Origin of the sequence: Celeribacter sp. SCSIO 80788 (assembly GCF_051054295.1) — a bacterium.
GTDB lineage: Bacteria > Pseudomonadota > Alphaproteobacteria > Rhodobacterales > Rhodobacteraceae > Celeribacter.
In genome coordinates this window covers 15,419-34,272 of the sequence record NZ_CP150482.1, presented here as the reverse complement: position 1 = coordinate 34,272, position 18,854 = coordinate 15,419, and the positions used below count along the sequence as shown (strand labels likewise).

At 56.9% G+C, this 18,854-nt stretch carries 17 protein-coding genes and 5 pseudogenes; 10 read left to right on the top strand and 12 right to left on the bottom strand.

Annotated features, from left to right (window positions below; genetic code table 11):
- Nucleotides 1-98: 98 nt before the first annotated feature.
- Nucleotides 99-1,483 (top strand): annotated as a pseudogene (locus V1471_RS00195) (IS1182 family transposase).
- Between the two features lie 178 nt (nt 1,484-1,661).
- Here the strand turns inward: V1471_RS00195 and V1471_RS00190 are convergent.
- The 6 genes from V1471_RS00190 to V1471_RS00165 form a co-directional block, all read right to left on the bottom strand.
- The gene (locus tag V1471_RS00190; protein WP_434286232.1) at nt 1,662-1,859 is read right to left on the bottom strand and encodes a hypothetical protein; all 198 of its coding nucleotides are present in this window, start codon (nt 1,857-1,859) and stop codon (nt 1,662-1,664) included.
- A 190-nt stretch (nt 1,860-2,049) separates the two neighbouring features.
- Nucleotides 2,050-2,955: a type IV secretion system protein gene (locus V1471_RS00185; RefSeq protein ID WP_434286231.1), complete on the bottom strand. Its 906-nt coding sequence runs from the start codon at nt 2,953-2,955 to the stop codon at nt 2,050-2,052.
- Nucleotides 2,871-3,215: an EexN family lipoprotein gene (locus V1471_RS00180; protein ID WP_434286230.1), complete on the bottom strand. Its 345-nt coding sequence runs from the start codon at nt 3,213-3,215 to the stop codon at nt 2,871-2,873. Before V1471_RS00180 ends, V1471_RS00185 begins: the two co-directional genes overlap by 85 nt.
- Before the next feature lie 3 nt (nt 3,216-3,218).
- Nucleotides 3,219-3,929 carry a type IV secretion system protein gene (locus V1471_RS00175; RefSeq protein WP_434286229.1) on the bottom strand — a complete coding sequence of 237 codons (711 nt, stop codon included), beginning with the start codon at nt 3,927-3,929 and terminating at the stop codon, nt 3,219-3,221.
- A 22-nt stretch (nt 3,930-3,951) separates the two neighbouring features.
- Nucleotides 3,952-4,434: a hypothetical protein gene (locus V1471_RS00170; protein ID WP_434286228.1), complete on the bottom strand. Its 483-nt coding sequence runs from the start codon at nt 4,432-4,434 to the stop codon at nt 3,952-3,954.
- Nucleotides 4,434-5,186, bottom strand: coding sequence for a helix-turn-helix domain-containing protein (locus V1471_RS00165; protein ID WP_434286227.1), 753 nt, complete (start codon nt 5,184-5,186; stop codon nt 4,434-4,436). The genes V1471_RS00170 and V1471_RS00165 overlap by 1 nt, the downstream gene beginning before the upstream one ends.
- A 339-nt stretch (nt 5,187-5,525) precedes the next feature.
- Between V1471_RS00165 and V1471_RS00160 the strand changes: the two genes are divergently transcribed.
- The 5 genes and pseudogenes from V1471_RS00160 to pcaD all read left to right on the top strand — a co-directional run bounded on the left by V1471_RS00160 (nt 5,526) and on the right by pcaD (nt 9,526).
- A protein-coding gene (locus V1471_RS00160; protein WP_434286226.1) for an IS3 family transposase occupies nt 5,526-6,583 on the top strand; the annotation gives its coding sequence in 2 pieces (ribosomal slippage) (nt 5,526-5,790 and nt 5,790-6,583; 1,059 coding nt in all).
- A 44-nt stretch (nt 6,584-6,627) separates the two neighbouring features.
- Nucleotides 6,628-6,921 (top strand): annotated as a pseudogene (locus V1471_RS00155) (metal ABC transporter permease); the annotation flags it as partial.
- Nucleotides 6,918-7,818 (top strand): annotated as a pseudogene (locus tag V1471_RS00150) (metal ABC transporter permease). The pseudogenes V1471_RS00155 and V1471_RS00150, both read left to right, overlap by 4 nt.
- 20 nt (nt 7,819-7,838) lie before the next feature.
- Nucleotides 7,839-8,735 (top strand): LysR substrate-binding domain-containing protein, encoded by an 897-nt coding sequence (locus V1471_RS00145; RefSeq protein WP_434286225.1) that lies wholly within the window; start codon nt 7,839-7,841, stop codon nt 8,733-8,735.
- 11 nt (nt 8,736-8,746) lie between these two features.
- Nucleotides 8,747-9,526: a 3-oxoadipate enol-lactonase gene (pcaD, locus tag V1471_RS00140; protein WP_434286224.1), complete on the top strand. Its 780-nt coding sequence runs from the start codon at nt 8,747-8,749 to the stop codon at nt 9,524-9,526.
- 75 nt (nt 9,527-9,601) lie between these two features.
- Here pcaD and V1471_RS00135 read toward each other — a convergent pair whose 3' ends face one another.
- Genes V1471_RS00135 through V1471_RS00120 form a run of 4 tightly spaced genes read right to left on the bottom strand, consistent with a single transcriptional unit; the run spans nt 9,602 to nt 12,247 of the window.
- Nucleotides 9,602-10,318 carry an SDR family oxidoreductase gene (locus V1471_RS00135; RefSeq protein ID WP_434286223.1) on the bottom strand — a complete coding sequence of 239 codons (717 nt, stop codon included), beginning with the start codon at nt 10,316-10,318 and terminating at the stop codon, nt 9,602-9,604.
- A complete protein-coding gene (catC, locus tag V1471_RS00130; protein ID WP_434286222.1) occupies nt 10,315-10,605 on the bottom strand; it encodes a muconolactone Delta-isomerase in 291 nt (96 codons plus the stop codon). Before catC ends, V1471_RS00135 begins: the two co-directional genes overlap by 4 nt.
- Entirely contained in the window at nt 10,606-10,911 is a 306-nt protein-coding gene (locus tag V1471_RS00125; RefSeq protein WP_434286221.1) for a YciI family protein, read from the bottom strand.
- Between the two features lie 4 nt (nt 10,912-10,915).
- Nucleotides 10,916-12,247: a short-chain fatty acid transporter gene (locus tag V1471_RS00120; protein WP_434286220.1), complete on the bottom strand. Its 1,332-nt coding sequence runs from the start codon at nt 12,245-12,247 to the stop codon at nt 10,916-10,918.
- Nucleotides 12,248-12,359: 112 nt separating this feature from the next.
- Here V1471_RS00120 and V1471_RS00115 point away from each other — a divergent pair, with 112 nt between their 5' ends.
- The 4 genes and pseudogenes from V1471_RS00115 (at nt 12,360) to V1471_RS00100 (ending at nt 16,413) form a co-directional block, all read left to right on the top strand.
- Nucleotides 12,360-13,277, top strand: a complete 918-nt coding sequence (locus V1471_RS00115; protein ID WP_434286219.1) for a 3-hydroxyacyl-CoA dehydrogenase NAD-binding domain-containing protein — start codon at nt 12,360-12,362, stop codon at nt 13,275-13,277.
- A gap of 3 nt (nt 13,278-13,280) precedes the next feature.
- Complete coding sequence (locus tag V1471_RS00110) at nt 13,281-14,294, top strand: cyclase family protein (protein WP_434286218.1); 1,014 nt, start codon at nt 13,281-13,283, stop codon at nt 14,292-14,294.
- Between the two features lie 144 nt (nt 14,295-14,438).
- A pseudogene (locus tag V1471_RS00105) lies at nt 14,439-15,172 on the top strand (transposase); the annotation flags it as partial.
- 182 nt (nt 15,173-15,354) lie between these two features.
- Nucleotides 15,355-16,413, top strand: a pseudogene (locus V1471_RS00100) (IS110 family transposase).
- A gap of 665 nt (nt 16,414-17,078) precedes the next feature.
- Here V1471_RS00100 and V1471_RS00095 read toward each other — a convergent pair.
- Together V1471_RS00095 and V1471_RS00090 are read right to left on the bottom strand one after the other, a co-directional pair.
- Complete coding sequence (locus V1471_RS00095) at nt 17,079-17,630, bottom strand: fasciclin domain-containing protein (RefSeq protein WP_434286217.1); 552 nt, start codon at nt 17,628-17,630, stop codon at nt 17,079-17,081.
- A gap of 259 nt (nt 17,631-17,889) precedes the next feature.
- Nucleotides 17,890-18,744, bottom strand: a complete 855-nt coding sequence (locus V1471_RS00090; RefSeq protein WP_434286216.1) for a DUF4394 domain-containing protein — start codon at nt 18,742-18,744, stop codon at nt 17,890-17,892.
- Nucleotides 18,745-18,854: the final 110 nt, after the last annotated feature.

The following is an 18,854-nucleotide window of genomic DNA, read 5'->3' as shown; positions in this document are numbered from 1 at the left end:
GAAGGTCTGCTCTCCGTCGATGCTGTTGAAAAAGTCTTTGTTGCGCTGCGGCAAGTCTTTCGATTCACTCAACTATGAGGGGATGGGAGGATTTCGGCATGATGGGCAGGCAAGAAGCACCAGCGCAGCTGTTTTACGATTTCGATCTGGAGCGGCACGTCCCGGCGAACCACATGCTGCGAGAGATCGATCTGTCCCTGAATGGGGACAGCCTGCGGGATATGCTGCGCCCATTCTACAGCCATCTTGGTCGCCCCTCGATCGATCCGGAACTGATCATCCGGATGCTGGTGATCGGGTATGTCATGGGGATCCGTTCGGAGCGTCGTCTCTGTGACGAGGTTCATCTGAACTTGGCCTATCGCTGGTTCTGTCGGTTGGGTCTGGAAGGCAATGTCCCGGATCACTCGACCTTCTCCCGCTATCGCCACGGCAAGTTCAGGGATAGCGGTCTTCTGCGGCAGGTCTTCGAAGCCACTGTGGAGCGCTGCCTGAAGGAGGACCTGGTCGCCGGAGAGGGTTTTGCCGTCGATGCCAGCCTGATCTCCGCCGATGCCAACAAGGTCCGGTCCATCGCGGCGGAAGACTGGAGTCCCGAGGCCGCGCGGGAAGCCGGCAACAGGGCGGCACATGAATATCTGGAGACACTGGATGACGCCGCCTTCGGGGCTGCATCGCCTGTCCAGCCCAAGTTCGTGGCCAAGTCCGATCCGGCAGCGCAATGGACCCGTGCCGAGGAAAGCCGCCCCTATTTCGCCTATGCCACCAATTACCTGATCGACACCAAGTGCGCGGTGATCATGGATGTCGAGGCGACAAGGCGATCCGCCAAGCCGAAGTCGGGGCCTCGCGCACCATGCTCGACAGGACGGAAAAGCGGTTTGGCATCCGGCCGGATTGGCTGGCCGCCGACACGGCCTACGGCAATGCCGAGAACCTTGGTTGGCTGGTCGGGAAGCGCAGCATCATTCCCTTCATCCCGGTGATCGACAAATCTGAACGGACCGACGGCACGTTCTCCCGCTCGGACTTCGAATGGGATGAGAAGAATGATCAGTATATCTGCCCTGAAGGCCATGCCCTCAAGCAGTTCAGACGCAACTATTCCGATCCGGCCCGGGGGCAGGACACTGGTGGGCGGAAGAAATACCGCGCCTTGAAGGCGACCTGCCAGGTCTGCCCATCCAAGGATATCTGCTGCCCGAAAGCCGATGCCCGATATGTCACGCGCGAGCCCCATGAAGAGGCGCGCGAGTTCGCGAGGGAGTGCCGCAAGACCAGGGCCTACAAGGTGTCACGCGACAAGCGGAAAAAGGTCGAGATGCTCTTTGCACACCTCAAGCGCATCCTTGGTCTGACACGGTTGCGGCTACGCGGACCAAATGGCGCCAAGGACGAATTCCTGCTCGCCGCCATCGCCCAGAACCTCCGAAAGCTCGCGAAGCTACGCCCGCGAAGCATCAAACAGGAGGCCGCAGCATGAGCTGAACGGCCATCATACCGCCTTGAGGCGGAGGAACGGGCAATCGCCCGAATGCAACGGCCTGGCTCAACGACGACGAGCCCCAAAATCGGCGATTTCAGCCGAATTTTTCAACAACATCCGCCCATAGCGCTGCACAATAAAACATGTGTTGAGATTTCCCTCTATGCACAATGGATTATTCTTGGTCGGCGTCCCCCTGCTCTCTCCCTAACAGAGTAGACACACGCACACCGGCCAAACGCTCGTACTCAGTCGTGCTCATAAGCACGAAGCTCAAAACTCCATATCGGGTTATCCCAACCGGCTTTTTCCATGCATATGCCAAAACCTTCAAACGGTTCTTGGCAAGATAAGTGGTGGAAACGATCTTCATTGTGGGCCTCCTTTGGGCTTTAGAGCTTCAAGTCGGCTGAGATGCGTACTCAAAGCGTTTCTTAAAATCTGCTCAATCTCAGCGACCCGCATTTGGTGATCGAATGCGAGCCGCCTGACGAGATTGGCAATTTCTGGGTCTCTAGGTCCGTACTCAGGCCAGTCATGCAGTTCATGAAGGTCGGGATGCATCATCGTTTACTCGCACTCCCGGCATTGCCCCTGTCGCCGTCTCCACCACCACCGTTTTTATTCGACAACAAACCGAGTTGCCGTTCAGTCCAGCGTTGCGCCATGCCGGTCGAGGCATGCGCCCCGGAAGACAAAGCTGAAGCAAGCGAAGGCAGCAGGAAGAACATGAAAAACGATGCGGTAAGAATGCCGATAAAAAAGAACATAGCGGCACCGGCCGACAGCACAGAGCTTTGCTCCACCGCATTTTGCAGCATTGCGATCAGGACAAGTCCGAGCACATAGACCAATAGCTTCAGAACGCCAAAATTCAGGATTTGCGCCAGCCATGAGAAAAACCATCCACGCGAGAAATCAAACAGCGCGAAAGCGATGAACAGAGGCCCAATTGAAGCCATCATCGTCAACCCAAGCGTGACCAAGAGCGACACAGCAAACACAATCGCAGCAACCACAGTCCCAGCCCCCATCATGATGGCCCAATAAAGCGCGCCTGTGATTTTCCCGCTTACTCCTTGCGAAGCGTAAAATTTCTGGACCTCTTCGGCCATTCGGCCACTTTCTCGGAAGATGGCATCTGCGGGGATCTTGTTGCCCCCGTGACCCCCGGCCAGTTGATCGATGAATTCTGGCACGCCGGATGTGATCGTGCTGCCAACCCAAGACGTGTACTCTCCGGCGCTCACGACAAGGGTCCAGACCACGAGCATTTTCATGGCTCTGAACATGAAATCCATGACAGGTTCCTGGATCGATCCACGTATGACCGCCCAGCCATAGAGGATGATGTAAATCGTCATGGCGGCGAACAAGGGCTCCTTCAATGCGCCAGACATCGAGCCTGCGATGCTTGAAGAAACCTCCGTCGTCGTGGTGATAAAATCGCTGTAGGTGTTCTGCCACATACCCAATCCCCGCTGGATGTGTCGCCGAAGTACTTGTCTAGGTCTTCGAGGTTCTTTGCGCTTGTGGCTGAGAGCAGGGCGTCGCGGGCATTGACGCAGTCGGCATCAAGCTCGGAGCCGTCTTTGACCTCACACACGTCGATCATCTCTTGCCGGGCTTCCGGGTGATCGACGTAATATTGGACAGTCTGTGCTTCCTTCACATCGTCTTTGCAGGCACTGAGAGCGACCAAAGCCGCAAATAGAAGAATCTGTTTCATGGCTTAGTCCCCGAAATAAGTGTCGAAATCTGAGAGGTTCTTTTCGCTGATCTGGAGGAGGATTTCAGTCGCGCGCCGGTCTTCGGCTTCGAGTTGGGCCTCCTGAAGCATTGCCATGCCTTGAATGCGCACGGCATCGTTCTGAAGCATGGCTTGCTCAACGGCGATACGAGCGTTCAGAGCATCGACTTCTTTCTGTGTGGAGACAGAGCCGATTTTCTGGCGTAGCTTCTCCAACCCCTCAAGACGCTGATCAGAAACGGCGACAATCCGTTCTGCCACCGCGCCTTTGCGGCTGGTGCTGTTGCGTATGCGCGCGACTTCCTGCGCGTAAAAGTCATCCGACGAAATGTCCCCGTCTGTAATGGCCGCGAAATCTTCGAATTTTTGAGCCGTCGCGGACAGATCGCCCGTGAGATCATCCAGATCGAGGTCAAACGCTGTTGCGATCTTCTGGGCGTCTGCTCCGAGAATTTCCCGCACTTCGGCGTCGTTCAAAAGGCTCACAATGTCGTCCATTTCGGTCACGCCATTGATTGAGTCATAGAGCTGAACGGCTTGCTCGTACTCCTTGACCAATTGGGCGATCTCTTGCGCAAACTGTTGTTTCTGATTGGCGAGGCTGGTGGCGTCGATCACAGGAACGCCCTGGGCAAATGTCGTTTGCCCGGCCAAGCACCCCAAAGCCACAACGGTTGAAAGCAATGTTTTCATGGTTTTCTCCATAAAATTCTAACTAGGAAAGAGGATGACTGGCGGCATACGCCCGCCAGAAAGCGGCTTGAGCGTCAGCGCCCTCACGCGCGTGAAGATCTGCCAGCACGAGCGCAGCAGCCCCCGCCACGTGACGCGCATGCGCTGTTAGTTCTTGTGAAATGCTCAAAGTGTTCGCGTAGGGCTCCAAAACCAGAGCAACAAACTGGCTCCACAGCACGCCGGAAACCCCGATCCAGACCAACGCCCCGGGCAACCCGGATTGCAGCAGGCAAATGTCTACTGAGGAGCCACAGATCAACACATCCTCCCAGCGGAACAGCAGCCATAGGCCGGCAACGAGCAAGGTGAGTGCCATCGCGAATATTAAAATGCGGGTCAGACTGCGAAACCCGTTTCTCGGGCCAAAGCCACCGAACCAAAGACAAACGCGATAGGCATGGATCTTTGAGCGTGTTTGAAACGCAATCGGAGAACTGGACCCCGCCTCTTGGTTCTTAACCATCACACTGCCACCCGCATTTGAGGACTGGGCGTCCCAGCATGAAGCGCCACAAGTCGGCGTATCGTCTGAAGTTGACTGCGCCAAACCTCTGAGCCGCGCGTCGCGGGCCTCAACGCAGGAAGCCAGAAACCACGTTTTCCTTCAAAGCGCTCTTCGGGCAGCAGGCGGTCCAACCGCTCCAACTGATGTTGTTCGAGACGGTCGCTCCAATCTCGTGCGAAACAAATACCGCTTGGAACAAAATGCAGCTCGTTTTCCACAGCGTCCTTGCCGACATCTGACCTATTTTTTTCTTCTTTTGGTTCTTTCTCTTTAGTTGGGGGACATTTCTGCCTCCCTTTGGAGGCTAAAATTGTCTTCCTTTTGGGACATTTCTGTCCCCCTTCTCGATCTCGAAGGGAGACAATATTGTCCCGCTTTTCACCCTCCTGAATTTCGCGTAATTCTTGGGCCGCAGCATGTGATTGCTTGCTAGGCACATATTCTGTCGAATGTTTAAGGCCGTTCCCGTGCGTGATCTCAAACCACTTGTCTTTGAGCTCTGAGATCGCGCGCTGGACGGTCTTTTTCGTAATTCCAAGCGCCTTAGAAATCCGTTCGAATGACGGCCACGCTTTTCCAAGTCGATGATTGTAATGTTCAAGCACGATATAGGCGGCGACCTGCACCGCTCTCGGACTTAACTCTTGATCCTGCACAAGCCGAGAGAGCCATTGCAGTTGGATTTCGCGGAAGGGACGCAACTCACTCATAGCGCGCCTCCAACTTGTATTCCTACAGATAGACCGTTTACAGTCCCTCTGTAAGTATTTGATATCTGACCGTGAACAAAACGGGGGCGCTTACAACAAAACGCAATAAAATCAATGATTCCAGACGGATTGCAAATCCGTGTACAGGAGTTCGATTCTCCTATTCGCCTCCATTTACTTTCAATGACTTATGAGAAGTCGCGCAGTCTGCGAATTGAAAGTCTAAAAAATGTCTAAATATTCCGTTTTTGTTCTATTCGCTTTCGTTGTTTGGTCTTGCGCCACTGAAGTGGTCCACCTTTTGGGATAGTTTATCCCGTATGATGGAGGACTACTGAGATGGCAGGCAAACGCGAAAAGCCGGAAGATATCGTCATGAAGCTGCGTCAGGTCGAGGCCTTGCAGGGTCAAAGCGCGAAGTTGGCCGATGCGGTGCGCCAGATTGGCGTGACCCAACAGACCTACTACCGCTGGCGGCGCGAGTTTGGCGGGATGAACCGCGATCAGCTCAAGCGGCGGAAGGAGCTTAAGCAGGAAAACACGCGGCTCCGGCACGCCGTGTCGGTTCTGACGCTCGACAAGCCGATCCTGACCGAGCCCGCAAAGGGAAACTACTGAGCCCTTCGCGTCGTCGCCAGTGCATCGACCATGTCCGGCAGGAACTGGGTGTTTCCGAGCGTCGCGCTTGTCGGGCAGTAGGGCAGTATCGGTCGACCCAACGCAAGATCCCGCTCGGTCGTCAGGATGAAGCCCTGCTGACTGCCGACATCACCGAACTGGCACGCAAATACGGACGGTATGGCTATCGCCAGATCACCGGTTTGTTGCACCAGCCGGGATGGTGCGTAAACCACAAGCGAGTCGAGCGGATTTGGCGACGCGAGGGGCTTAAGGTCCCACAAAAGCAGAAGAAACGTGGACGGCTTTGGCGGGCGGATGGCTCTTGCGTCCGGCTGAGGGCCGAACGGCCGAACCACGTCTGGTTCTATGATTTCGTGCAGGACCGGACGGCGGACGGGCGGGCCGACCGCATGCTCAACATTGTCGATGAATTCACCCGGGAGGCGCTGGTGAACGTAAGCTCAACTCTGTCGACGTGCTACGGCACGGAATTCATCGCGACCAAGCTGCGCAACTGGATTGAGGCGGAGGGTGCCAAAACGGCCTATATCGAGCCGGGGTCGCCTTGGGAGAGCGGACATGTGGAGAGCTTCAACGCCAGGCTTCGCGACGAACTGCTGGATGGGGAGGTGTTCTATTCACTGAGAGAAGCCCAGATCCTGATCGAGCGCGGGCGTCAGCATTACAACACAGTGCACCCGCACAGCTCTTTGGGCTACTGCCCACCAGCGCCCAAAAGCATCGTGCCCATGGATCAGAGGCCCACGATGCACTAACTGTCAAACCGGACCACTCAACTGGGGCAGACCAAACAGCTGTACAGCAATCGGTCGGCGCGTTTCTTGTCGTCGCCATGGTGGTGACACCGGGGGCCACCGCCTATCTCCTGTGCGATCGCTTCTCGCGTCTGATTGTGACCTCGGTCCTGATCGGCACGCTGACAAGTTTCGCGGGTGTCTATCTCAGCTATTTTCTCGACGGTGCGACCGGCGGGATTATTATCTGCCTGCAAACACTGATCTTTCTTGTGACCTTCACCTTCCCACCAAAACACGGGCTTCTGGCCGCAAAAGCCAAAGCTCGTGCGGCGCTTGCGGAAGAGGTGTCGGAATGATCGACACCCTGCTCATATCGTTTCAGTTTGGCTTTATGCAAAACGCCTTCCTGATCTGCATCCTCGTCGCTGTGCCAACCGCGCTGTTGTCCTGTTTTCTGGTGCGCAAGGGCTGGGCTCTTATGTGAGGCGCCATCAGCCACGCGATCCTGCCGGGGGGCGTGTTGGCCTATATCCTTGGTCTGCCCCTGATTTTTGGAGCTTTCGCCGCAGGCATGGCGACGGCGCTTGCCACCGGATACCTGTCGTAAAACGGCCGAATGAAACAGGGCACCGTCATGGGCGTCGTCTTTTTCGGCATGTTCGGACTGGACCTCGTGCTGTTCGTGGCGACGCCTTCGGAAGTGCATCTCGATCACATCTTTTACGGCAACATGCTGGGGGTCGGGACAGAAGACATCTGGACCGCGGGCTCCATCGCGCTCGTGGCGTCTGCGGCACTTTTGCTGAGATGGAAGGACCTGATGCTGCACGCTTTCAACCCGGCACAGGCACGGGCCTCCGGCCTGCCTGTCGGGCTGTTGCATTGCGGGCTTTTGACCGCGATCTCGCTCACCATCGTCGCAACACTCACCGCCATCGGGCTGATCCTTGCCGTCGGCTTGCTGATCGCGCCGGGGGGCCATCGCCTTTCTGCTCACCCGACGCTTCTGCCGAATGCTTGGCCTCGCCGTTGCCATCTGCCTCGCCGCCATGCTCGGCGGCACCTATCTCAGCTTCTGGATCGACAGGGCCCCTGCCCCCACGATTGTGCTACTTATGACCGTGATCTTCCTTGCCGCCCTCACCTATAAAACGCAGCGAGTGAAGCGGGCCTCGGCTTCGCATTGCGCTTTGCCCTATTGCGCGTTTGGGATGGCTTCCCCTACCGTAATGTCATATCATTTAAACAAATAAGACAGGGCTAGTTATTGGCAATGCTATTGCTTCGACATTATGAGCTGCTGGTTATACTGGCCGAAGAGTTACACTTCGGTCGGGCCGCAGAAAGACTGAACATTTCTCAGCCCCAGCTGACTCAGCAGCTTAAGCAAATGGAAGAGACGATCGGCACGATCCTGTTCGAGCGCAACCGGCGCAAGGTGAGTGTCGCGCCTGCGGGCCGTATTCTTCTGCCCGAGGCCCGCGCCGTGCTGCGTCAGGCCGCGCGGGCGGAAAAAATCGCGATGCAGACCGGTCAGGGGATGATCGGTGAACTTGCTTTGGGCTATATCGGGGCGTCATCCTACAACGGGGTTCTAACCCGCCTGTTGCGCCTGTTCCGGGAGAAAGCCCCGGACACGCGGCTCAGCCTCACCCTTATGGATCTTGATCAGCAAATCCCCGAGGTGGCCGCAGGTAATCTCGATGTCGGCGTTGTCCGTCTGCCTTATCCCGACATGCCCGCCAATGTCGTCTCTCGCACGCTGTGCGAAGAAACGCTTTGGGCGGCATTGCCGCTCGATCATCCGTTGGCAAACCCGGGAGTTCCCGTAAAGCTGACCGATCTCAAAGACGAGGCCTTCATCGCAACCCACCTGCCCCCCAACACCGGGTTTGCGGCGGCATTGCATCAGGCCTGTGCACAGGCCGGGATCTCCCCCGATATCGTCTATTGTTCACCACAATTCGCCTCGATCGTCAGCCTTGTGGCGGCAGGGCTTGGAGTGGCTGTTGTGCCCGCTTCGATCCAGAACGTCCATATCCCCAATGTCATCTACAAACCGCTCGAAGATGTCGATGTGAAGGCGAACATATCGCTTGTGTATCGGGAGACCCATGACAGCCCTGCTCTCGATCTTTTCCTCTCATGTCTCGACGAAACGCTACTCTGAAGGAGCCCTTCTTGACCTACGAACATTTCACCTCTTACGCCGGGATTTATCACGGCTACCGTGCCGCATCCGAAGGGTCGCCGACCTTGGTTTTCGCCAATTCCCTTGGCACGGATCTGCGGGTCTGGGATCGCGTTGTCGCGCTTTTGCCCGAGACATGGGGCATCCTGCGGCAGGACAAGCGCGGGCATGGCCTCAGTGAGGCGCGGGACGTGTTGAGCATTGAAACCATGGCGGATGATGTCGAGACGCTGCTGGATCACTATGGCATTACGTCCTTCGTCGGCATCGGTCTGTCCGTCGGCGGGCTGATCATGCAGCGGCTCGCCTTGCGGCGCAGCACGGACATGACCCATCTGGTCCTGTCCGACACGGCCGCAAAGATCGGCTCCCCGGAGCTGTGGAACCCGCGCATCGAGACCGTACTGTCCAAGGGGATTGCAGCGATTGGCGAAGCGATCCTGTCCCGCTGGTTTGCCCCGAGCTACCAGACGACCGAGGATTTCTCGATGTGGAAAACAATGCTGGAACGCACCCCGGCGGAAGGCTATGCGCAGGTTTGCGGCGCGCTGCGGGATGCCGATTTCCGGGAGGATCTTGCCCACATCGCACAACCGACCCTTGTCATCGCCGGTGCGCAGGACAGTTCGACTCCGCCCGCGTTGGTCAAAGAAACCGCCTCCGGGATCAAACACGCGAGCTTCCATGAGATCGACAATGCGGGGCATTTGCCCTGCGTCGAACAGCCGGAGGCATTCGTCGCTCTGCTACGCGCGCATCTGGGCGCTTGATCCCGATACCGCACATGAGAAAGGCCGCCCCGAAAGGCGGCCTTTCTCTGTTTCACATCAAAAAAACCTTCCGGGTCAGCCGACCGTGACACCGCCACAGACGAACAGGGTCTGACCGGTGACAAACCCCGCCTCGGGCGCGCAGAAGAATGACACCGCATTGGCAACATCATCCCCTGTCCCGAGACGTTTCACAGGAATGTTTTCAATGATTTCCTTCGTCCGGGGGGCCTCCGGCGGATTGTTTTTCCAGAACGCCTCCGTCGCAATCGGCCCCGGCGCCACGCAATTGACGGTTATGCCATATTGCCCAAGCTCCAGCGCCCATGTCCGAGCCATGGATTGCGCTGCGCCCTTGGTCGCCGAATAGAGGGTGCGCAGGGTCTTGCCCTTGGTCACGCGGCTTGTGTTCATCACGATCCGCCCACCGCCCAGAGCTTTCATGGCGGGCATAAAAGCCTGTGCACACAGCAGGGAGGGACGTAGATTGAGATGCATCAGCCGGTCGAAATCGGCGGTCTCAACCTCCTCAAGCAAAGCCGGTTTCACGATACCGACATTGTTGACGAGACAGTTGACCTCTTCTTCGACGGCAATCTCATCGCAAAGCGCCTTGGTGGCCTCTGCATCGCTGAGATCGACCTCGTAAAACCGGTCCGGATAGGTCGTCGGTTTGGCAATATCAAGAACGATGGTGCGGAACCCGTCGGCTTTCAGGCGCGCTGTGATCCGCGCGCCAATACCGCAACTGCCGCCTGTTATGACGGCCGTGCGGCGGGCGTATGAGATCATGTATCGTCTCCACGCACGGACGACGGATGGCGGCACAGCGGCATGACGCTGATGTCCATATAGGGATAAAGCGGCAACCCCATCAGAACGTCATGCAGATGGGCATGGTCCCGACAATCGAAAATGCTGACATTTTCATACAGGCCAGCAATCCGCCAGATATGACGCCAGATGCCTTGCTGCTGAAGATCCTGAGAATAGGCTTTTTCGCGGGCCTTGATCTCTGCTGCAACGCTGGGATCCATATCGACCGGCAAATTGACGGTCATCGAAACATGATAGAGCATTTAGTCCTCGTTTAGCGTGTTTAATCCGTTCAGATAGGCTTTGCGCCATTGCGTGACGAAAACCCTCTCGAACAGACCTCCTTGGAAAAAGGGGTCCTGCTCGATGAACGCTTGCGCATCCTTCCGGCTTTCGAGATCGAGCAGGTACACCCCGCCACTGGCCAGTTCTCCAGCGTCGTCGAGCTTGGCACCACAGGCCAGCAACAGAGACTTATTGGCCTCCAGAAACGCGAGATGGGCCGGGCGAAGCTGGATGCGCAGGTCTGCGCATCCAGGTTTGTCATAGGTTTCCACCATCCAGGGCATGCTCTTATGCCCCTACCGTCATGAAACCCCAGATCGTGATGGTCCCGAGGAACACAATCGCAAGGTAGAACAGCACCATGACCATATAGCCCATCAGGTGTTTGAGCTTCAGGCCGGAGATTGCCAGAGCCGGCAGCAACCAGAAGGGCTGAACCATGTTGGTCCACTGATCGCCGATCTGCACGGCCAATGCCGTCGCCGGAATGGAAGCGCCCAGTTTCTGCGCCGCATCCATCATCACCGGGCCTTGGATAACCCACTGACCGCCGCCCGAAGGCACGAACAGGTTGATCAGGCCAGCCGAGAAGAAGGACGAAATCGGCAGGGTCTCGGCGCTTGAAATCGACACGAACCAGTTCGAAAAGGTCACGATCAGACCGGAACCCGCGAGAATTGCGAGAATACCGGCGTAGAACGGGTATTGGATGATGATGCCGCTGACGACTTTCACACCTTCGTTCAGGGCTGCCAGAAAACGGCTCGGGGTCATGAACAGGGTGATGCCGAGGAACAGGAACAACAGGTTGATGAAGTTCAGCGTCACGCTGCCGCCCTTGGCCAGATACAGCACAACGTAAAGCAGACCGAAAAGCCCCATGCCGATCCCGAGGATCTTTGAGTGGTTCAGGCGTTCGGCCAGGGTCAGCTCTTTGATATTCGGTTCCGCCACCGGCAGTTCCGGCTCAGGATGCGCCTCAAGAACATCTTCCGGGTTCTTCGGGTGCAGCATGGCGTTGAAGAACGGCAGGGTCACCAGAATGATCAGGTTCATGATGATGAGATAGGGCGAGAAGATCGTCTCTTTGAGCGGCACCAGACCGATGACATCTTCCAGGAAATGGCCCGGCGTGTTCAGCAAAAGCGGTACGGAGCCAGAAAGGCCGACACCGTAGACCGCAAAGCCCGAATAGCCTGCTGCGATCACCAGCGGATAGTGCAGCCCCGGCACCTTGCGCCCCAGTTTTTGGGCGATCAGCGTGCCAAGCACGAGACCGAATCCCCAGTTCAGCCAGCTTCCGATCCCGCCAACCATCGTCGCAACGACCACCGCCACACGCGGCGAATTGATGCCTTTGACAAGGAAATCCATCAACTTATCGACCGCAGGTGTCCGCGCAAGAATATAGCCCGCCAGCAGAATGATCGTCATCTGCATCGTGAAGGCCAGCAGGTTCCAGAACCCATCGCCCCAATAGGTCGTCACCTCAAAGAAGCCCGCCCCCTGTGACACCATGGCAAAAATGACCGTCAAAGCGGTCAGAATGATCGCCACGACCAGCGGGTCAGGCATGTAGCGGCTCACGATTCTCGTGAAAAAATTAGCGATTGAGTTCAAGGTTTCCTCCCTCTGAGCGGGGTTATGCCCCAGCAAAATTCCCCCATTGATATGAATTGCAAATCACAAAACTTTATTTATATTGTCAACAAATTTATTGCGAGGAGGGCGTATGAAACGCGTTGCGATCATCGGAGCGGGCATCATGGGAGTGCGCATTTGCAGGCACTTCGCACGACACGGAATCCCGGTTTTCCTGATCGACCCCTCCGCGGAAGCTCTTAAAAAAGCACAAGAAATCCTAAAGGGCATATCGCCTACGCCGCAGCTTGCGCAGGGCCTGCAAAACCTGCCCGAAGACTGGCGTTCTACTGAGATCGTGTTCGAGGTCGTCCCTGAAAACCTTGATCTGAAACGCCGTGTTCTGGCGGATCTCGAAGCGTTTTTCGATGATTCCACCGTTATCGCCTCCAACACATCGGGGCTGAGAACCTCGGAGCTGACAGCCGGAATGGTGCATCCCGAACGCTTTCTGATTGCGCATTTTTTCAATCCGGCGGATTTGATCCCGGCCGTTGAAATCGTGCCCGGCGCAGAGACAACGGAATCCGCACTTCAGCAGGTGATCCGCCTGCTGGAAGACACCGGCAAAAAACCCGCCCGCCTTCAGGCCGACATCCCGGGCTTTATTGCCAACCGCCTGCAACATGCGCTTTTGCGCGAATGTTTCCATTTGATGGAGGCGGGCGTTGCGGATGCAGAGACCATTGATCTGGTCACACGCTATTCACTGGGTGTTCGTCTCGCCCTGATCGGCCCGCTTTTGCAAAGAGATCTGAACGGGTTGGACACACATCTGAACATTGCGGAATATCTTTACCCGGATCTCAGTGCGCGCCAAACACCCTTTGAGACCCTGTCGGACAAGGTGACCTCGGGCGATCTGGGGCGAAAGTCCGGACAGGGCTTTTACAACTGGAATTCCGAGCAAAATGCCCGCATGGAACACATCGAGGCTTTGCTGCCGGAGGTGATCGCCCTGTCGGCACGGACAGACACAGCCACACAGCACATGACGAATGAGGAGTAAGACATGCCGCGTTGGGTGAACCGCCCTGAGGGGAGCAACTGGGGGGATTTTGGCCCCGATGATCAGCTTGGGACATTGAATTACATCGGCGATGCCGAACGTCTGGCCGCCGTGCAGGAAATTCAGCAGGGCCGCGCCTTCGGCCTCTCCCTGCCCCTGAACCTGCCCCATAACATGTCGCTCAACCCCCGCCGAAAACCGCCACGGCTTGCACCGACCTGTCTCGGCGAAACGCCTTACATCAACTACGCTTTGAACAGCGTCGATCCTATGCTGCACGATGTGCTGAGCGACGATCAGGTGCTGTTGTCGACCCAGTTCTCAACACAATGGGATTCCCTTGCCCATGTCGGTGCCCTGTTCGATGCCGATGGCGATGGGATCGCCGAGCGGTGCTATTACAACGGCTTTAGAGCCGAAACCGACGTTGTCGGCGCGGGTGTGGAGGGCGATCACGCTTCCTATGCCCGCAAGCTCTCTGTCTGTGAAATGGCGAAATCTCCTATTCAGGGCCGTGGCGTGCTGATCGATTTTGTCCGGGCGTTCGGCATGGAGCGGGTCATCGTAGACCGTGCCTTGCTGGAAAAAGTCATTGCCGATCAGAACATCACCCTGCGCCGTGGTGATATTCTTGTGTTGCGCACCGGTTATGCAGAGGCCATCTGGGACATGAAAGACGCGCCCGATCCAGAGGGGCTTGAGCGGACCGGGGCAGTTCTCGATGGCACGGACACCGCCCTGCACAAATGGATCACCGAAAGCCAGATCTCGGCCATTGCCGCAGACAATTACGCGGTCGAAAACCCGCACAGCGATCCGGCAGTCACCGGGTTCCGCTTGCCCTTGCATCATCATTGCCTGTTCAAGCTGGGGCTGCCTCTGGCCGAGCTTTGGTATTTGCGCGATCTGGCAAAAGCGCTTGAAGACGCACAGCGCAGCAGCTTCTTCCTGACCGCACCGCCGCTTTATCTGCCGGGCGCGATCGGATCGCCAGTTACCCCTGTGGCAACCCTTTAAACTACGTTCTGAAAAACCTAGCGTGATCGGCCCTGCCCTACTCTCCTGATGGATTGATTGAGACAAATTACTCTTTTTGCGGGGGAGTAGACCATGACCACGAAAACCACTCTTACGCCCGTCGATTGCGCATGACTTGAAACGATCATTGCGCATCCCGCCACGCCGCAGAAGCATGTCCGGCGGTGGCAGGCACGTTTTCTGGCCGGAGGCATTGATGGGCTGTTGCGGGAAAAGACCCGTCCGCCCGGCAAGCTCAGGACCCCGGACGAGAAAACCGCCGAAGTCTCCGCCTGACGCAGCCCCCCCGCCTCACGCAGCCACGCACTGGATGCTGCGCGCGATGGCGAAACGGGGCGATTTGGTCGCCTCGACGGTGCACAGCATTTGGAAGGCGCACGACCTCAGCCCGTATCGCTGGCGTCAGTTCAAGCTGTCCAACGAGTCTGAATTTGTAAAGAAGCTGACCGATGTGGTGGGGCTCTATGTGCCACCACCGGCACGAGGAATTTATCAGGGGCCAAAACCAGATCGAGCGGGCCGTTCCGGCGAGCAAGGCGGTCCAGATGATCCTCGACAATTACTGCACCCACAAGCATCATAAGCTCCGGGACCGGCAGCAACGCCACCCGCGCTGGACCTTCCATTTCCTCCCGACCTCAAGCTCGTGGTTGAACGCGGTGGAGGGTTTCTTCGTCAGACTCACCCGCAGGCGATTGAAGCATGGTGTCTTCCGTTCACTGGACGAACTCAAGACTGCCATCGACCAATTCATCGCCGAGCACTACGTGCACGAAGCCAAGCCATTTGTCTGGCGCACCGAGCCCGAAAGCATCATCGTCACCAGAAACAGAGGGTTCCAAACGTTGAATTCAATCCACGAGCCGGAAGCTGAAGTCGAACGTACCTTTGGGTGGGAGGCAATGTCCCTACCAATGACTGCTTTTGGGAAGTCGCACCGCAGCGTTGGCCTGCCTTGTGGAGGTCGGCTAACGGGATGTACCGGCTGCTTCACCCGGCAGGTTAGGCTGAGCCTATTTCTGCAAACAGGAGAAGTAGCATGCCGAAGAACGAGTTTGATGAACTGATGTCGATCGGGATCGATATTGGCAAAGACACATTCCACTTTGTGGGCTTCGATCAGGCGGGGCAGCGGGTCCTGCGGAAACAGATCAAGCGCCTCGCGTTAGTCGCGACATTTGAAGATCTGGCGCGTTGCGTGGTGGGCATGGAAGCCTGCTTGAGTGCGCATTTCGTCAGTCGAACATTGCGCAAATTGGGCTTTGAGCCCCGTATCATCCCAGCGATCTATGTGAAGCCTTTCAACAAGGGACCAAAGAACGACGACAATGACGCCGAAGCGATTGCTGAGGCGGCGCTGCGTCCGAACTTGAAGGCTGTATCTGAGAAGAGCCAGGATCAGCTCGACCTGCAAGCTTTGCATCGTGTGCGATCACGTTTGGTGTCGCGCCGAACTGCGACGATCAATCAAATCCGGGCCGTCTTGATCGAGCAGGGCATCACGGTCCGCAAAGGTCTGCGCGCTTTGAAGAATTCCTTTGAAACGATATTGGAGGAGCGCAAAGACGAAATCTCACCCAGGATGCGTTCGATCCTGATCGGTCTTTATGGGGACTGGATGTGGATGGACGATCGCATCGACAAGGTCTCGCAGGAGATCGAAGAGATCAGCCGAACTGAGGAGAACTGCGTCAACGTCATGACCGTTCCTGGAATTGGCCCGATGATCTCGACAGCGATGGTCGCTTCCATCGGTGAGGGAGAAGCGTTTGATCGAGGTCGGGATTTTGCGGCATGGGTCGGGTTGGTCCCCCGTCAATATAGCACCGGGGGCAGAACGGTGCTTGGACGCATATCCAAACGCGGCAGTCGATATCTGCGGATGCTGTTCGTTCAGGCAGCAAAGATCATCATGATGCGACCCCACCGATGGCCCGACTTCAGTTTTGGTGAATGGCTCGCACGCGCTTCCGAACGCATGCATCGCAATAAGGCAGCCGTCGCACTCGCCAACAAGCTGGCCCGGATGGCCTGAAGCATTTTGAGACATAAAACGGCCTTCGACGCCCCAAGAGACAAGGTTGCAATCGGCGTTTAACATCCCGAAGCAATTCAAAGGAGTTCGCGATAGATCGTAAGCATGGAACGGAAATATTACGCCCCCAGAGTCTAACGACCCATTAGGTCATTATCGACCTGTCCGCTAATGAGATCACGGCGCGTGCATAACCCCAACAAGGCCACGACCCGCGTGTCGATCAACAGGCCGGATACATATGAGCGACTTCCGAGAACATGCCAGAAAATCACTTGCGAACAGCAGCCGGTACATACATTTGGGCCGAAAGTAACAGACGCAACTAACCGCTCTGTGTTGCCTTTCGGCCTGATCTGGTCGCCGCGGTGCGGCTTCACCGAACTGGTCGTTCGTCACTTGGGTAGCACAATAGCAATGGCATGCCTTCGTACGTTGACTTCGAAAAAAAGCCGGACTGAACACGGTAGGTGTCCAAGAAACCAGGGGGACCTCATCCTCACTCAAAAGAGTGCGCCATTCGGCCTCGGTTCGACACATCTTAAATCCGCAATCCGCAGCGTCAGCAGGACGGACCATCAAAGCTGCGCCTGTGGCCCGAAGCAAGGCTCTGCATTACATGTGTCACCTCACCGTTTTCATGGCTGACCTAGTTTGAGGGAAAATGAATGCGGGCGGCCCAACTGGGTCATGGGGAAGACCGCCCGCACATTCCCGTCCTTTCGGCCTTACTTCGGCACAAGTACGGAATCGACAACGTGGATCACGCCGTTCGATTGGTTGACATCAGCGATGGTCACGCGCCCTGCATTCCCGCTTTCGTCGTAGATGTAGACGTTGCTGCCTTTGACCTGTGCGGACAGCGTGTCACCGGACACAGCTTTGAAGTGGTAGAACCCGTCGGAAGAGGCTTTGGCCTTGGCCGCGATCTCGGCCGCGGACCAGTCCCCTGCGACGACGTGGGCGGTCAGCACTTTCACGAGCATGTCTTTGTTTTCGGGCTTCAGGAGCGTCTCCACTGTGCCATCGGGCAGAGCGGCGAAGGCGTCGTTCACAGGGGCAAAGACGGTGAACGGGCCGTCGCTTTGCAAAGTCTCAACGAGACCTGCGGCTTGCACAGCCGCAACGAGTGTTGTGTGATCGGCAGAGTTGACGGCATTCTCAACGATGTTTTTGGTCTCGAACATCGGAGCGCCACCAACCATCGGGTTTTCAGCATGAGCCGCGGTTGCGATCATAAGTGCGGTTGCGGCGGTGGCCAGTTTTGATACGATTTTCATAGGTCTTTCCTCTCTGATTCATCCGCGTCTTTGGCGGATACGAGAGAAGTCACGTGGCAGGCCTTGGAGAAGTTTCAGCACGCCACAAATTATTTTCGCTACGGGATCGCTCCGGCGCGACCGCGGAGGGGCGAGAATAACTCACTTGAACCAAAACGGGAAAATGGGATTTCGGCAAAGAGACCAATTAAAATGCGCCCCGACCATTGGATCGGGGCGCATTCCGAAGAGTGTCAATGGCCGAATGGCCTAACAGATTTTACATACCTTTCGAGGCCGCAAATCCCGTGAAGCCCCCCATACCCAGATCGCCGATGATCATCAGCGCACCCGTAGAGAGGTCAACGGAGTAGAGGCCTGCGGTGCTCTCACCATCCAGTTGCAGGATGGCAAAGGCGTGGTCCGTGCCCTCCTCGGGGGAGACGATGTCAAACCCACCCCATTCAACCACATCCACGGCCTCGCCGTCGATTGTCAGATAGCCGACAGAGGCCAGCTCGCCTGCGTTGTTGGCCAGCTTAACAAGCGCGTTAGCGCGTGCATCAATCGCATATTGCGCGGTCGAGGAGGCCGTCATGCCGTTGATCGCGTTGGTGTAGGCGTTTGCAAAAATCAGGGGGGCGGCGCCTTCGCTCATGTCCCCGTCGGCGTAAAAGGTATCGGTAAAACGGCGCACGGAGTTTGCGCGCTCATCGCCATCGCCGAAGCCATCGGGAAAGTAGACGAGGTTCGCGCCATCGGCGCCAACAGCGCGCACGGCGTCGATCTGGTTGTTGAAGTCAAAGGCCACTGCGCCGTCGCCGATCATCGCGTCATCCATAAACATCGCGCCAAGATCTGTCAGAGCGCCCGTCATCGGGTCGACCTCGTAGATCATACCATCGGCATAGCCCAGAAGCTGGCCCGTCACGGGACGGTAGGCGATAGCACGCAGGGGCATCTCGAGATCATAGGTCATCACCTCGCCAGGGGCGGCGATATCGGCCATGGTCACGAGCGTCTTGCCGTCCTCGGCGAGCGCATAGCCCATGGTGCCAGCGTGGTGCATGGCGAAAGCGGGGGCAGCGGTGGCCAGAGCGGCGGTTGCAGTCAGAGCAAGTTTCAAGGTTTTCATTGTACGGTCCTTCCTGTCTATTGGCTTGCGTTGAGCCGTGTTTTGCGGATTAATCACCCTTAACCACGGGCGGAGCGGTGCGAGAGTTTCGGCGCCAACAATTTTTTTTG

Bases quoted from the DNA above. Each gene is read 5' to 3' on its own strand.
- V1471_RS00190 (WP_434286232.1), bottom strand. From the start codon at position 1,859: ATGAAGATCGTTTCCACCACTTATCTTGCCAAGAACCGTTTGAAGGTT.
- V1471_RS00185 (WP_434286231.1), bottom strand. From the start codon at position 2,955: ATGTGGCAGAACACCTACAGCGATTTTATCACCACGACGACGGAGGTT.
- V1471_RS00180 (WP_434286230.1), bottom strand. From the start codon at position 3,215: ATGAAACAGATTCTTCTATTTGCGGCTTTGGTCGCTCTCAGTGCCTGC.
- V1471_RS00175 (WP_434286229.1), bottom strand. From the start codon at position 3,929: ATGAAAACATTGCTTTCAACCGTTGTGGCTTTGGGGTGCTTGGCCGGG.
- V1471_RS00170 (WP_434286228.1), bottom strand. From the start codon at position 4,434: ATGGTTAAGAACCAAGAGGCGGGGTCCAGTTCTCCGATTGCGTTTCAA.
- V1471_RS00165 (WP_434286227.1), bottom strand. From the start codon at position 5,186: ATGAGTGAGTTGCGTCCCTTCCGCGAAATCCAACTGCAATGGCTCTCT.
- V1471_RS00145 (WP_434286225.1), top strand. From the start codon at position 7,839: ATGCTATTGCTTCGACATTATGAGCTGCTGGTTATACTGGCCGAAGAG.
- V1471_RS00135 (WP_434286223.1), bottom strand. From the start codon at position 10,318: ATGATCTCATACGCCCGCCGCACGGCCGTCATAACAGGCGGCAGTTGC.
- catC (WP_434286222.1), bottom strand. From the start codon at position 10,605: ATGCTCTATCATGTTTCGATGACCGTCAATTTGCCGGTCGATATGGAT.
- V1471_RS00125 (WP_434286221.1), bottom strand. From the start codon at position 10,911: ATGCCCTGGATGGTGGAAACCTATGACAAACCTGGATGCGCAGACCTG.
- V1471_RS00115 (WP_434286219.1), top strand. From the start codon at position 12,360: ATGAAACGCGTTGCGATCATCGGAGCGGGCATCATGGGAGTGCGCATT.
- V1471_RS00110 (WP_434286218.1), top strand. From the start codon at position 13,281: ATGCCGCGTTGGGTGAACCGCCCTGAGGGGAGCAACTGGGGGGATTTT.
- V1471_RS00095 (WP_434286217.1), bottom strand. From the start codon at position 17,630: ATGAAAATCGTATCAAAACTGGCCACCGCCGCAACCGCACTTATGATC.
- V1471_RS00090 (WP_434286216.1), bottom strand. From the start codon at position 18,744: ATGAAAACCTTGAAACTTGCTCTGACTGCAACCGCCGCTCTGGCCACC.